The following is a 13,687-nucleotide window of genomic DNA, read 5'->3' on the forward strand; positions in this document are numbered from 1 at the left end:
CCGCGCCGGTTAGTTTTTCAATAAAATAGTAGCCGCCTCGCTTACTCGCAGCGAAAGCGTGTAATCTTCGTCGCCGAGTACCAGCGTGATGGGGCACCCCAACGGAGCGCGGCTATTCAGGCGCACTTGCGTACCCGGAATGCAGCCCATTTCTAACAGTTTCAATGCCATCTCGGGATCCTGCAGACAGCAAATCGTCCCGCTCTCGCCCAGACGAAGGTCTTTCACACTACGTTGGGTCGTAGGGGCAGCGGTAGTAGAACGAATAGCCACAGGCAGGATTGGTTATTTAGACAGGATTCAAACAAAGGTACGCCCCATTTAGGTTTCGGCCAAAAGATGGTTTTCTTCAACCACTTATAATATGGTACAAGAATCTGCTTAGAATTATTCCATCAGAAAATTGCACAGGTATAACTATTCAAGGAAAACAGGGATCACATTGGCACATTCATTGTAGTTTTGGGGTACAACTACTCATTTTCAATATGTTTAAACGTGTACTTTCTTTAGTCGTCTTTGCTGTGATGCTGCCTTATTTCAGCTTCGCGCAGGCCGACCGAATTTCAGGTCGAGTAGTTAATAAAGAAACCCAGGAGCCTATTCAGTACGCTTCCATCGGGTTGAAAGAAGAGCAAGTAGGTGCTTTGACCAACGAATACGGCTATTTTCAGATAGCCATGCCAGAGAAAAATCAGAAAGACTCGCTGATTGTGATAGCGCTGGGCTTTAAGCGCACAGCCATTCTGGTAAGAAAAAGCGATAAGAATCTGGAGGAAATAATTCTTGAGGTGCCCAAGCGCGAATACTTGCTCAACGCAGTTAAAGTTGAGGCTAGCAAGGTAAAGCCAATCGGACTTGGAGCGCGCTCCAATACGCCCGGCGACGGCATGATTCAGGGCATGCCCGGTACTCAATATGCCTTCTATGTCAAGAATGACAAAGGCAAGAAACTAGGCTTGGTACGCACCGTGTCATTCTTTATTGGTGAGCATGGCTTTCCTCGCGAGCCGTTCCGCATTCGTATTTACGCCCCCGACGGCAACTATAGCTCGCCAAACTCCGACTTACTGACTGAGAACGTCGTGGTATCGGCTATGAAAGGTGGCGCCTGGTACACCGTCGATTTGACGCAGTACAACATCGTGGCGCCGGACGAAGGGTTCTATGTCGCCATGGAATGGATCGTGACGGGTGACAAGTTTTACACCACCAACTTCATGGACACCTACACGCCCTACGGTCAGATCCTGCGGCCGACGTTCGAATTCAAAGAAAGCCGCACCTGGAATTACACTATCGGACGCGGCTGGAGCTTAATCACCTTGGCTAATAATGGTATGCGCTACAATGCCATGATTAAGGCCGAGGTAGACATGTATAAATAGAGCATAGCTGCTTTCTCCTCCTTATCAAGCTGTTTTTAAACCCCTGTCTCTACTCGTAAGTCGGTATTTAATTATACTAAACGCCGCTTTACGCGCTTTTACAAAGCTTCATTAAACAAGTCCCTCTCACAGCCCTCTCTCTCTTACAAACTTGTCTCCCGGTCTGTAAACCTCCCTTTATGTTCCAACGCGTACTATTCACCTTTACCTTCTGTTTGCTGCTTCCGGCACTAAGTATGGCCCAGGAGACTCGGCTATCCGGCCGTATCATCGACAAGAAGACGAAAGAGCCCATTCCCTTCTCTTCCATCGGTTTGAAGGATGAGCAAAGCGGTGCTCTTACCAACGAAATCGGCATCTTCCAAATGAGCGGTCCTACCAAAAATGCCCAGGACTCGCTGATCGTTCTAGCCTTGGGTTACGAGCGCAAAGCTGTGCTGGTAAAGCGTGGCGCGAGCCAGGCCGATATGGTAATTGAAGTTTCCAAACGGGTATATGAGCTGGCTGAGGTTAAAGTACAGGCCAGCAAGGTGAAAGACCTGAAATTGGGAGCCCGCTCTAACACACCCGGCGATGGCATGATTCAGGGCATGCCCGGCAGCCAGTATGCATTTTTCGTGAAAAACGAAAAGGGCAAAAAGCTGGGTAACGTGCGCTCCGTTTCGTTCTATATTGGGGAGCACGGCTTCCCGCGCGAACCATTCCGGGTGCGCATCTACGCTCCCGACGGCAACTACAGTTCGCCAAACTCCGACTTGCTGACTGAGAACGTGGTGGTGTCGGCACCGGGCGGCGGACAGTGGTTTACGGTTGATTTGACGCAGTACAACATCGTGGCGCCGGACGAAGGATTCTATGTAGCCATGGAGTGGATTGTAAGCGGTGACAAGTTCTACACCACCAACTTCGACGACAACTACACTCCTTACGGACAGATCATGCGTCCCACGTTTGAATTCAAAGAAAGCCGCACTTGGAGCTATACGCTCGGTAAAGGCTGGACACTGATGACCATGTCGGGAGCTGGTGGCTTGCGCTACAACGCCATGATCAAGGCCGAAGTTGACATGATTAAGTAGACTTTATTTCGTTCAATAGCTATTTTATTCTTACAAAAAAGCCCCCCAGACATCGTTTGGGGGGCTTTTTTGTAAATCTGAGCTTGAACTCAGCAATTTCTTTTACCTGTTGATCACGGCTATTTCAACGCGACGGTTTTGCTGGCGGCCAGCGGCCGTAGCGTTAGAAGCCACAGGTTTCGACTCGCCCATAGGCTGAATAGCTACGCGCGAAGCTTCGATCTTGCCATTCTGCACCAGCCAGTTTTTCACTGCTTCGGCGCGCTGCTCGCTTAACTCTTTGTTGTACGACTTGGTATCGCGCGAATCAGCATGACCAATAATATGCAGCTGCTTACCAGCCGAACGTTGCCCAATAGAAGCGGAGATCTGCTCCAGCGCTTTGGCTGCGCCCGGCTTAATCGTGGCTTTGTCGGTATCAAACAGCACCGTTTCCTTGATGCCATACACGCTGTACTGGTCATTGCCGCGCACAGACACGTCCGGAAGATTAACCTCCGGAAAATCGACGTCGGGCAAATTCAGCGCGTCGGTATCGATCAAATCGCCCTCGGCAACGGCGACAGCGGGGCCTTCTTGGCCTTCACGATAAACTATAGCTGTATCGGCGCTGGCTTCTTCGGGCTCGTTTTTGGTAGCCGGATTTTTCAGGTTGTCGCAGCTAGCCAGCAGGACAGCGGCACTGAGAATCGTAAGGAGGAACTTTTTCATAGCCTCGGTGAACCGTTGTGGAGCCCTGTTCTACGAACACGACCCCACAACGGTTCACCGAGGCTATTGCCTTGCTTTCCTTTTACTTCGCTTTCTCCGTGGCCTGCACTATAATCCACTGCCGGATTGCCTCCTGCGCCTGGGGCGAAAAAGTAGGCTGTGGCTGGCCATTCACCACTGCCCACTCCGATGGATCCGCCTGAAACATATGGTTTACGCCAGTCAATTTGCGGGTATTCACCGAAGAACTACTTTTCAGACCTCTCTGCAAGGAATTAAGATTAAGTTCAGCTTCAATATACGTGTCGGCAGTACCAGAAAGCAGTAATACTGGGCACTTCACACTAGGCAGTTTATCGGCAGGGTTAAAATCCAGAAAGTAGCGATACTTATCAGTAGTTAACAAGCCAGCACTAATCTTAGCTGTGGCCATATCGATAGATGGATTCGTTTCTCTTAGCATGATAGCCACTAAGCGCTGAGCCTTAGTGTTATCAGGCGTTTGACGAATTACATCAAGAATAGCCTGTCGGCGCATAACTCCTATTTGCATTTGCGTCAGGCTGGCGCCCAAGGAGCGATGCAATTCGGCTTGCTGCTGCAGTACCAAGTCGCGGCCAGATAACCCACTGGCGGCCATGGTAACCACGAAGTTGGGAGCGTCTTCTTGGGCGGCGGCGAGCAAAGCAAGATTGCCCCCCTCACCGTGTCCAACAAACCCAACTTTGGCAGCATTGATCTCGGGCCGACTACGCAGCGCACGCATAGCTGCCTGTAGGTCGGTTAATAAGGCCGGAGGTGTAGCCTCATTATAGTCACCGCCTGATTTGCCTACGCCCCGGTCATCGAAGCGAAGCACGGCAATACCACGACGGGTCAGGAAGTCGGCCAGCACGCCCATGGGGCGGTAGTCACCTACAGCAGCATCACGATCTTGGGCTCCCATATCCGAAATCAATACGACAGCAGGAAATGGACCTTCACCCGCCGGTACCGTGAGCATTCCTCCCAAGGTCAAATTGGCTTCGGTGTTAGTCACAGCTACTTCCTCCTCGCGATAAGGAGGCGTTAGTCGGGCACTTTTGGCCGTGCTTATCGGGGCCGACGTGTAGCCAAGCGTCAAAGCCACTTGGTAGCCAGGCTGTTGCCAGGTACCAGTCAATGCTTTGCCATCTGCTGACACCAAGCCCATGAATTGACTGCCCGCTTCGGGAGCCATAAATACGATGGTATCACCTCTTACTTCAACGCTGACAGCCATGCGGCTAATCTTTTGCTGCGGCACGTCAAGCGTAGCGAAGAAAGAGCCCCCAGTGAGGGCTACTACTCTAAATACCACCTCTAGCTGGCCGCCTGGCACAGGTAAAGGCCCCTTCCACAGACCATCTAATGCAGGCGCTGCCGCACGAGCTGGAGTGGACAGAAGCAGCCCAATAACCATACAGAAGCTTAAACAAGATGAGTAGAGAATTTTCTTCATGCAAAAGGAAGTGAGGAATGAATGTGGGTAGCTTAAGATAAGCGTGTGGTAAGCCAAGGACGCAATGCGTTACCACATCAGATCGGAAATTTCGGCTTATACAAAACGTGCACCAGAGGCACACAAAAATGGCATTAAGGCCAGAAAAAAAACTTTTTCTGGCCTTAATGCCATTTTATTTATAAACTAAGATAAGAAAGTTGTCTTAATGCTTACAAATTAACGAAATATAACATGACTCAATCGGATAGTGCATTTGCAAAAGCATTCGAAGTCTACCCATTCATACTTATAAACGGATTATTTTGAATTTAATCACCCGTTAGCATCCTACTATATTTTGGGACTTACATCAACTCAGAATTATCTATTTCAATTTCTATTTTTTAAATTATACTAAGGAATATACATAGCATATAAAGACATATAAGCAGAGATTAACTATTCAGTTATGAATATGCGCTTTACTCGCTCGCTCACATTTGTCAATAGCTCGTAGGGGATGGTGCCGATGCGGGAAGCCAGTTCAACCAAGGGCATCTCCTCACCAAATACAACTACTGAGTCGCCGGCCTGCACATCGGGAATGTGGGTTACATCGACCATGCACATATCCATGCACACGTTGCCCAATATTGGAGCCCGTAGGCCGCGTATTACTACTTCGCCCACGCCATTGCCGAAGCGCCGATCATAGCCATCGGCGTACCCGATGGCTATTGTGGCAGTGCGCCGCTCAAAGTTGGTGGCAACACCCCGGCGTCCGTAGCCAACAGTTTGACCAGCAGGCAGTTTTTTAACCTGAGAGATGACTGTGCGCAAGGCGCTAACTGGTCGCAGAGCCGCTGAATCCTGCCCCGAGGCTTCTACTCCATAAAGGCCGATGCCCAGCCGCACCATGTCCAGATGAGCCTCCGGAAAGCGTATGATGCCAGCAGAATTTAACGCATGCTTCAATACAGGATAACCAAGAGCGGCTTCCACAAGCGGAGTCATTCGCTGGAAAGCGGCTAGCTGCTGGTGCGAGAAATCGTTGTGCTGCTCTTCGTCAGCACCTGCCAAATGGGTCAGCATGCTGGCTATGCGCAGTTGGGTGGCTTTTTCGCGCAATAGTTTGCACAGCTCTTCCAGGTCCTCCTCAGCAAAGCCTAACCGCCGCATACCTGTATCGAGCTTCAGATGAATGGCCGGCATGGACTGATCCTGGGTGGCCAACAGGTAATCGTGCAGACGCTCGAAGGAGTAGATTTCGGGTTCCAGATGATACTGATGCAACTTTTGAAAGCTGTCGGGCGAAGGATTCATCACCATAATCGGCAGACTAATACCGTGTTGCCGCAGCTCGACGCCTTCATCAGCGTATGCCACGGCCAGGTAATCGGCGCGGTGAAACTGGAGCAGGTTGGCCACTTCGTAGCTGCCGCTGCCGTATGCAAAGGCTTTTACCATTACCATCAGGCGGGTGCCGGGCGCGAGGCGGGCACGGTAGTAGTTGAGGTTGTGAACCAGCGCATCCAAGTTCACTTCCAGTACGGTACCGTGAATCTTTTGCTGAAAAGCGGCCACAATCCGCTCAAACTCAAAGCGGCGGGCACCCTTCACCAGAATCGTCTCGTGGCGAAACTGCTCGGGCTGAAAAGCAGCCAGAAACGCTTCGGTACTGTCATAAAAAGCCCCCCGGACCTCGCCAAACAGCTGCTGATGCGCGCTTATTGCCTCGCCAATGCCAATGATTCGACCTACACCGTGAGCGGGCAGTTGAGCTGCGATTCGAGTATATAGATCCGCTGCCGGTAAGCCTGATTCGAGCACGTCGGAAAGGATAAGGGTGCGTTGCCCACGGCGCGGCTGACGAGCCAAGGCATCAAGGGCCAGCGTGAGGCCGGCTAAGTCATTATTGTAAGTATCGTCGAGCACGTAGCAGTCGTTGAGGGCCTGCTTCATCTCTAGGCGCATGGCCACGGGCAGCAGGCGGTCGAGGCGGCGCTGAATCTCGGCGGTGGGCACGGCGTACCAGAGCAGCACAGCCAAACAATGCAGGGCATTTTCTACCGAAGGCTCATCGGCGAAGGGCAAGGTAAACGTATATTCTTCAACTCTCGGGCGGACCAGATTCACATGCACCACCGTGCGTTCGGCACTGGCCTCCGTTATCGTAACGCCCAAATTTGCTCCCCGCTGCTGTTGCCGGCTCCAGGTAAAGGTTCGGGCCGGATTAAGCCTCTGCTGGGCAGCATTGTGAATGGCTTCATGGTCGCGGCAGTAAAAGAGCGTATCTACAGCTTCAAAAAGCTGCATTTTTTCCTGCACTTTCTCTTCTGCCGAGGCAAAGCCCGCATCGTGGGCCGTACCAAGATTGGTGAAAATGCCGAGTGTGGGCTGAATGATAGCGGCGAGTTTGGTCATTTCGCCCCGCTCTGAAATGCCTGCCTCAAAAATTCCGAGCGTGTGCGTTGCGTTCAACTCCCACACCGACAGAGGCACGCCAACTTGCGAATTATAGCTACGCGGGCTTTTACAGATCAGCTCATCGGAGCTAAGCAATTGGGCCAGCCACTCTTTTACAATGGTTTTGCCGTTGGATCCTGTGATCCCAACTACCGGAATATCAAATTGTCGCCGGTGCCAGGCTGCCAGCGCCTGCAGGGCCGCCAAACTGTCTTCCACTTGCAGAAAGCCTGCTTCGGGAAAGGCCGATTTGCCCCCCGGAATCTCTTCGACACTATCGACAACAAACAGGCGCACGCCGCGCTGATACAAGTCGGGCAGGTAGCGGTGGCCGTTGTGCTGGGCTCCGCGGATGGCAAAAAACAGGGACCCGGCCGGCTGCCCCACGCGCCGGCTGTCGAGCAGCAGGTGTTGCACGCGACTCGCCTCGGGAGGCGTTTGGAGCAAGGTGCCGCCGGTGAGAGCGGGCAAATCGGAGAAGGATAGCATGGAGAGCAAAGGTACGGCGTGTGGTATCTTTGCGGTCTTTTACGTTTGTTTCTTCCTCGTGCAACTCACTCGCTACCACCTGGCCGCCCTTGCGGCTTTTCTCATTTGGGGGTTTTTCCCCATTCCGCTCCGTACGCTCACCAGCTACAGCAGCGGACAGATTCTGTTTTTTCGGGTGCTCATTTCCCTTCTAATTCTACTGATTATTAACCTACTGTTCCGCGCTTCGGCCGTGCGCACAACCTGGCGAAAGTGGCGTGCAGCGCCAGTAGGTGAACGACGCGGAGTGGCCGGCAGCACCTTGCTGGGGGGCATTTTGCTGACGTCCAACTGGCTGCTGTTTATTTATGTCATTAATAAGGTAAGTGTGCAGGCGGGCTCGTTTGCCTACCTAATCTGCCCTATTCTGACGGCGCTACTAGGATTTTTGGTGCTCCGCGAAAAGCTGCGGCGTAATCAGTGGCTAGCCATCGGGCTGAGCGCTTTGAGCTGCGCGTTGCTGGGTACGGGCTCGGCGCGCACTTTACTTATGAGCTTGGTCGTAGCGGCCACGTATGCCTTGTACCTCATCACTCAGCGGCGCCTGCAAGGCTACGACCGGCTGGTGCTCCTCACTGTGCAGCTTTCCCTGGCTGCCGCCTTTATTCTCCCCACTGCGAGCTTGTTAGGGGCTTCTCCCCTGGCTGGTTTCCACGACCTGCATCTGCTCCTGATGACGGCCATTCTGAGTGCCGTGTTCACGGTGCTACCGCTGTTTCTGAACCTGTATGCCTTGAATACGTTGCCTTCAGGCACGGTGGGTATTCTGATGTATCTCAATCCGGTCGTGAGCTTTCTGCTGGCTTTCCTTTATTTCAACGAGGCCGCGACTACGCTGCAGGCCATTGCGTACGCGATTATTCTAGGCTCCGTTGTGCTGTATAATATGCGTTTTGGAGCCAAACTGGCCAGTAAAGAGCTCGGTAGTTGACCCTTTTTCGCTTCGGCTGAGTTAAAACCCGTACAGGTTACCAACTTCCATTTCCAACGCATGCAGCAGCCCGCTAAGAAGTTTTATACACCGCCTGAAGCGCTTCAGAAAATAGCCGCTTTCTGCACCTACCAAGAACGCACGTTCAAGGAAACCGAGGAAAAGCTACGTAGCTATGGCCTTACAGAGGATGAAGCTGGCGAAATCATTATTCGGCTGAGCCGGGAGAAGTTGCTGGATGAAGAGCGCTACGCCAAAAGCTTTGTGCGGGGCAAATACCGGCTCAAAAAGTGGGGTCGCCGCCGCATTCTGCAAGACCTCAAGTTCAAGGGCATCTCAGAGTACTGCATCAAGGAAGGCATGAAGGAGATAGACGGCGATGAGTACTACCAAAATCTAGTGGATGTGCTGGAAAAGAAGGACCGGCAGGAAAAGGAAAAGAACCCGCGCATCCGCCGCCAAAAGCTCCAGCTTTTCATGACCAGCAAAGGCTACGAGTCCGACCTAATTAAGATGGCCCTAGAGGATCTGGGTAAGGAAAAGACCGACGACGAAGACGAATAGCAGTATTCACAAAGCAAAAAGCCCCCCAGACTAAGTCTGGGGGGCTTTTTTACGACTATCTGCTATTAATATGGCCGTGCGTCGTGAGCCATTTCTTCGGCTTGTGCCACGGCTTCAGCGCTTTTGCTTTCGTTAGCCTGCGTGGCACCTTGGGCGCCGCTAGCGGTTTGCTTCAGCCCTTCGGCCAGACGATTGCCCCAATCCGGGTCGCAGTTGGTGCACAACTCGATCATCTTTTTCTGGATCACCTCATTGGCATCGCTCAGAGCGCCTACCATATTGCTGATCAGATCGTTGCGCTCCCAATCTTCGTGCAGACGGTACCGCTCACCGGCTTGCTTGAAGTTGTTCTGACGGTCAATGGTCTGACGAATCAGGCGGCCCGTGTACTCCGGCGTGTGGTCGGGAGCCGAGCGGGGAGCTTCTTTCAGGCCGTTCAGCGAGGAAGGCTCATAGTTGACGTGCAGGTTCTGGCCAGGCGCCGAATCGACGTGATAAGCCATCTGACCATCACGCTGATTTGTAGCTACGTGCTTCTTGGGCGCGTTGATGGGCAGCTGCAAATAGTTGGTACCCACGCGGTAGCGCTGCGTATCGGAGTACGAGAACGTACGGCCCTGCAACATTTTATCATCGGAGAAGTCCAGTCCATCTACCAGCACACCGGTACCAAAGGCTACCTGCTCCACCTCCGCGAAATAATTCTCGGGGTTTTTGTTGAGCGTCATCTTTCCCACGGGCAAGTGGGGGAACTGATCTTCGGGCCAGATCTTGGTATCGTCGAGCGGATCGAAGTCTAGCTCCGGATGCTCGTCGTCGCTCATGATCTGCACACGCAGTTCCCACTGCGGGAAGTTGCCGTTCTTGATATTATCAAACAGGTCCTGGGTGGCGTGGTTAAAGTTTTTGGCCTGAATGGCTTCTGCTTCGGCTTGCGTCAGGTTTTTAATGCCCTGAAGAGGCTCCCAGTGGTATTTCACCAGTACAGCTTCGCCGGCTTGATTTACCCACTTATAGGTGTTTACGCCTGAGCCCTGCATCTGACGATAGTTGGCTGGGATACCCCAAGGCGAAAATAGGAAGCTCACCATATGCATGGCTTCCGGCGTGTTGCTAATGAAGTCGAAAATGCGCTCCCCGGTCTGACGGTTGTGCACCGGATCAGGCTTCTGGGAGTGAATCAAATCCGGGAACTTCATCGCATCGCGGATAAAGAACACCTTCAGGTTGTTGCCTACCAAGTCCCAGTTACCGTCTTCGGTATAGAATTTCACTGCGAAGCCACGCGGGTCACGCAGGGTTTCAGGCGAGTGTCCGCCATGGCCTACCGTGGAGAAGCGCACAAATACCGGCGTCTCTTTACCCTTAGTATTGAATAGCTTAGCGCGGGTATACTTCTCAATTGGCTCGTCGCCTACTTTGCCGTAGGCTTCGAATACGCCGTGGGCACCGGCACCACGGGCGTGCACCACGCGCTCCGGAACTCGCTCCCGGTCGAAGTGGCTGATTTTTTCGATGAACTGATAGTTCTCCAGCGTAGCGGGGCCACGGCTGCCCACGGTGCGCGTATTCTGGTTGTTTGTGAGTGGATGCCCCTGACGGGTGGTGAGGGTCTGCGCATTTTCGCCGGCCGCCGTACGCGTATCGTGCGAAGTGCCAGCCCCGGTTACGGCCGTACCCGTACCGTTGCCGGACGTGGGATTCTGATCTTGGTCCATAGTAAGCTTTTGTTAGGTGATTGGTTACTTATACGAGAACCGTTGGAAGACAATCTTATATAATTTCCACCAAAGATGGTGTCAGTGCAAGTATAAATCAAATCATTTGTTTTGATAACAGTATCAGCAACGCTTATAGTTTAACTTCGCATCGTGAATCTTCAACAGCTAGAATATCTTATCGCTCTCGATACGCACCGGCAGTTTGTAGGCGCCGCCAATAGCTGCCACGTAACACAACCGGCCCTTAGTATGCAACTCCAAAAACTAGAGGATGAGTTGGGCGTGCTGCTCTTTGATCGCAAGAAAAAACGCTTGGAGCCAACTGCTGTAGGCGTTAAAGTAATACAGCAGGCACGCCATGTGATCCGCGAGGTACAGCTACTGCGCGAAGTGGTAGAGGTGGAAAAGGGAGAGCTAATTGGTGAAGTGCGGCTCGGCATTATTCCCACGCTGGCGCCCTATCTGGTGCCCTTGTTTTTAGTGCCATTGGCCGAACGTCACCCTCAGTTGCGGGTACGCGTGGAGGAACTACAGTCCGAAGAATTGGTGCGCCAGCTCAAAGCGCACCAGCTTGATATAGGGCTACTTATCACTCCCCTCGACGATGCGCAGCTCCGCGAAGTGCCACTGCTGGAAGAGCCGTTTTTGGGATATGTATCGGCCTCGCACCCGCTGTATGCGCACGCCACCCTACGCCCCTCCGATCTTTCGGGGCCCGGTTTGTGGCTGCTGCAGCAAGGCCATTGCTTCCGCAATCAGGTGCTCACTATCTGCGCGCCGCCGACTGGCGTGCACACCTATAGCTACGAAAGTGGCTCCATTGAGACCTTAAAAGAATTGGTGCGCCGCAACCATGGCTATACACTGGTACCCGAATTGTCGGTACTGGAAGAGGCCGAGGAGAACCCTATGGTGAAACGCTTCGAGGATCCTGAACCGGTGCGCGAAGTAAGCCTAGTGGTGCATCATGGCTTCGTGCGCACCCAACTGCTCACCAATTTGCGCCAGCTGATTCTGGAGCAGGTGCCCGAGCGGCTGCACGCAGGCTGGGCTACGCAGAAAATAAAATGGCAGTAAAAAAAGCCCCCTAGCGCTTCGCCGGCCGCTGCGGTGGGGCCATTTGCTGGGTCAGTACCACACGGCGGCCCGTCATGATTTCGAGCATGGGGCGCAGAATCTTCTCTGCATTTTGCGTGGTCTGGGGCAGGATACCCGACTGGAGCGCTGTTTGGCGCACGTTGCGCTCGGCATAGCGGTACCCTTCATCGATGAGTTCGGCATCCTGAAAAAACGAGTTTTCGGTGCTGTATACTTTGCTTTGGCTATGGTCGACGCGCCAGGTGCACAGCTCAGGCGCGGGTAACGCCACTCTTATAATAGAGTCGCCCTCAAACACCACATCCTGGGCGCGCACTTTGGTCATGTCAAGGCAGCCAACTGCCTCACCAGCTACGATAATAGCTACTTTGGAATCGGGCAGAAAGCGGTAGGTGCTTTTGTGGTATTCCACCACATCCTTGAAGCGAAAGCGCACCAGCTCCATGCGACCCAGGCTTTCCACCTTGGTTAGCACCGTGTTATGGGTCACGGTGATTTGCGGAGTGGGCCGCAATGGGTTTTGCAGCTCAGCCAGTGTGGGCTGCACTTTTTCCCACAAAAACCAGCCTAACCCCACCAAAAACAACAACGGTAATAAGCGGCGGAGTAAGCGGATCATTCAGGAAGGGAAAATAGTGGGCGGTGGACAAGGGTAATAGCTAGTCTGAATACGTTGCCGACTCCTATGTGGCACTGTTGAGCCGTAACAAATATTTGCTTGCTTTTAATTCATCCTACTAAAAGCTGCTTCCTCCTTAGTTAAGCTACTTCTGGCCACCAGGCACTGCGCCTTTCGAATCGGGCCCGAAACCCAGCCCAGGCTTGTAAACCACCCGTATGCACGGCTACCACGGTGCTACCTGCGGCGAAATAATCCTGCTGTAGCAAATCCAGGATGCCATACAGGAGCTTCCCCGTGTACAAAGGATCGAGCAACACCTCATGGCGCTGCTGAAACTGCTGAATAAACGTCATCAGCTCGGGCGAGAATCTAGCGTAGCCACCAAAATGATAGTGCGTTTGGACTGACCATGGAGCCGTAATTATTTGCCCGGCGGCCGTTGCTAACGCGTAGATATCATCTTGCAGAAAACCGCCATTCTTCAGCGCGGCTATACCGACGGCTTGCTGCTGAGGCTTCAGCGCTGTTAAAAAGCCCCCCAGCGTGCCGCCAGTGCCGCAGGCTACACACAGCGTATCAAAAGAAGTTTGGGCGCTCAGCTCTGTCACTAATTCGGCGCAACCGCGGAGAGCAAGCTCATTTGTACCGCCCTCGGGCAGTATATAAGCTGAGCCCGTTTGTTGAAGTAGTTCGGCCTGAAATGCTGGTTCCTGCTTCCGTTGGTACGTGTCGCGGGCGAGGTAGCGCAGGGTCATGCCGTTAGCTGCGGCCTGGGTGAGCGTAGGATTCAGCGGGCTTGTTGGCTCGCCCCGCACTATGCCGATTGTGCGGAAGTCATACAACCGTCCCGCAGCCGCTACTGCCGCCAGATGGTTGGAAAAAGCCCCCCCGAAGGTGAGCAATGTGTGGTGGCCTTGGGCGCGCGCTTCAAGCAAGTTGTACTTGAGCTTGCGCCACTTATTTCCCGGCAGTTCGGAGTGCGTTAAATCATCACGCAGCAAGATTAACCGAATGCCGCGACGGTGTGCGGCAGGCTCGTTCAGCTCTTGGAGAACCAGCGGAATTGGTGTTGTCATACGGCAATTACACCCAGCCGGAGCTTAGCTGCGAGATTCTT

12 protein-coding genes are annotated in these 13,687 nt (G+C 53.0%); 5 read left to right on the forward strand and 7 right to left on the reverse strand.

Features of this window, described 5'->3' with window-relative positions; all coding sequences use genetic code 11:
• Positions 1 to 9: 9 nt before the first annotated feature.
• On the reverse strand, positions 10 to 273 hold the full coding sequence (locus H8B13_RS17205) for a FeoA family protein (protein ID WP_315985158.1): 264 nt from the start codon (positions 271 to 273) through the stop codon (positions 10 to 12).
• A 215-nt stretch (positions 274 to 488) separates the two neighbouring features.
• On the opposite strand from H8B13_RS17205, the gene H8B13_RS17210 reads away from it, so the two are divergent.
• Positions 489 to 1,388, forward strand: a complete 900-nt coding sequence (locus H8B13_RS17210) for a carboxypeptidase-like regulatory domain-containing protein (RefSeq protein WP_187312058.1) — start codon at positions 489 to 491, stop codon at positions 1,386 to 1,388.
• Positions 1,389 to 1,567: 179 nt separating this feature from the next.
• On the forward strand, positions 1,568 to 2,467 hold the full coding sequence (locus tag H8B13_RS17215; RefSeq protein WP_187312059.1) for a carboxypeptidase-like regulatory domain-containing protein: 900 nt from the start codon (positions 1,568 to 1,570) through the stop codon (positions 2,465 to 2,467).
• A gap of 102 nt (positions 2,468 to 2,569) precedes the next feature.
• Here H8B13_RS17215 and H8B13_RS17220 read toward each other — a convergent pair whose 3' ends face one another.
• From H8B13_RS17220 to H8B13_RS17230, 3 genes are all read right to left on the reverse strand, one after another.
• A complete protein-coding gene (locus H8B13_RS17220) occupies positions 2,570 to 3,178 on the reverse strand; it encodes an OmpA family protein (protein WP_187312060.1) in 609 nt (202 codons plus the stop codon).
• An 82-nt stretch (positions 3,179 to 3,260) separates the two neighbouring features.
• Positions 3,261 to 4,658 carry an alpha/beta hydrolase gene (locus H8B13_RS17225; RefSeq protein WP_187312061.1) on the reverse strand — a complete coding sequence of 466 codons (1,398 nt, stop codon included), beginning with the start codon at positions 4,656 to 4,658 and terminating at the stop codon, positions 3,261 to 3,263.
• Positions 4,659 to 5,099: 441 nt separating this feature from the next.
• A complete protein-coding gene (locus tag H8B13_RS17230) occupies positions 5,100 to 7,595 on the reverse strand; it encodes a bifunctional UDP-N-acetylmuramoyl-tripeptide:D-alanyl-D-alanine ligase/alanine racemase (protein ID WP_187312062.1) in 2,496 nt (831 codons plus the stop codon).
• 58 nt (positions 7,596 to 7,653) lie between these two features.
• Between H8B13_RS17230 and H8B13_RS17235 the strand changes: the two genes are divergently transcribed.
• Both H8B13_RS17235 and H8B13_RS17240 read left to right on the forward strand, forming a co-directional pair.
• Positions 7,654 to 8,565, forward strand: a complete 912-nt coding sequence (locus tag H8B13_RS17235; protein WP_187312063.1) for an EamA family transporter — start codon at positions 7,654 to 7,656, stop codon at positions 8,563 to 8,565.
• A gap of 60 nt (positions 8,566 to 8,625) precedes the next feature.
• Positions 8,626 to 9,129 (forward strand): regulatory protein RecX, encoded by a 504-nt coding sequence (locus tag H8B13_RS17240; RefSeq protein WP_187312064.1) that lies wholly within the window; start codon positions 8,626 to 8,628, stop codon positions 9,127 to 9,129.
• Positions 9,130 to 9,194: 65 nt separating this feature from the next.
• On the opposite strand, the gene H8B13_RS17245 is transcribed toward H8B13_RS17240, so the two are convergent.
• A complete protein-coding gene (locus H8B13_RS17245; RefSeq protein WP_187312065.1) occupies positions 9,195 to 10,847 on the reverse strand; it encodes a catalase in 1,653 nt (550 codons plus the stop codon).
• 153 nt (positions 10,848 to 11,000) lie between these two features.
• On the opposite strand from H8B13_RS17245, the gene H8B13_RS17250 reads away from it, so the two are divergent.
• Complete coding sequence (locus tag H8B13_RS17250) at positions 11,001 to 11,927, forward strand: hydrogen peroxide-inducible genes activator (RefSeq protein WP_187312066.1); 927 nt, start codon at positions 11,001 to 11,003, stop codon at positions 11,925 to 11,927.
• Between the two features lie 10 nt (positions 11,928 to 11,937).
• On the opposite strand, the gene H8B13_RS17255 is transcribed toward H8B13_RS17250, so the two are convergent.
• Together H8B13_RS17255 and H8B13_RS17260 are read right to left on the reverse strand one after the other, a co-directional pair.
• Positions 11,938 to 12,567 carry a DUF4230 domain-containing protein gene (locus H8B13_RS17255; protein ID WP_187312067.1) on the reverse strand — a complete coding sequence of 210 codons (630 nt, stop codon included), beginning with the start codon at positions 12,565 to 12,567 and terminating at the stop codon, positions 11,938 to 11,940.
• A gap of 140 nt (positions 12,568 to 12,707) precedes the next feature.
• The gene (locus H8B13_RS17260; protein ID WP_187312068.1) at positions 12,708 to 13,646 is read right to left on the reverse strand and encodes a 1-aminocyclopropane-1-carboxylate deaminase/D-cysteine desulfhydrase; all 939 of its coding nucleotides are present in this window, start codon (positions 13,644 to 13,646) and stop codon (positions 12,708 to 12,710) included.
• Between the last annotated feature and the right edge of the window lie 41 nt (positions 13,647 to 13,687).

It is taken from the genome of Hymenobacter sp. BT188 (assembly GCF_014333585.1).
Taxonomy (GTDB): Bacteria; Bacteroidota; Bacteroidia; order Cytophagales; family Hymenobacteraceae; genus Hymenobacter.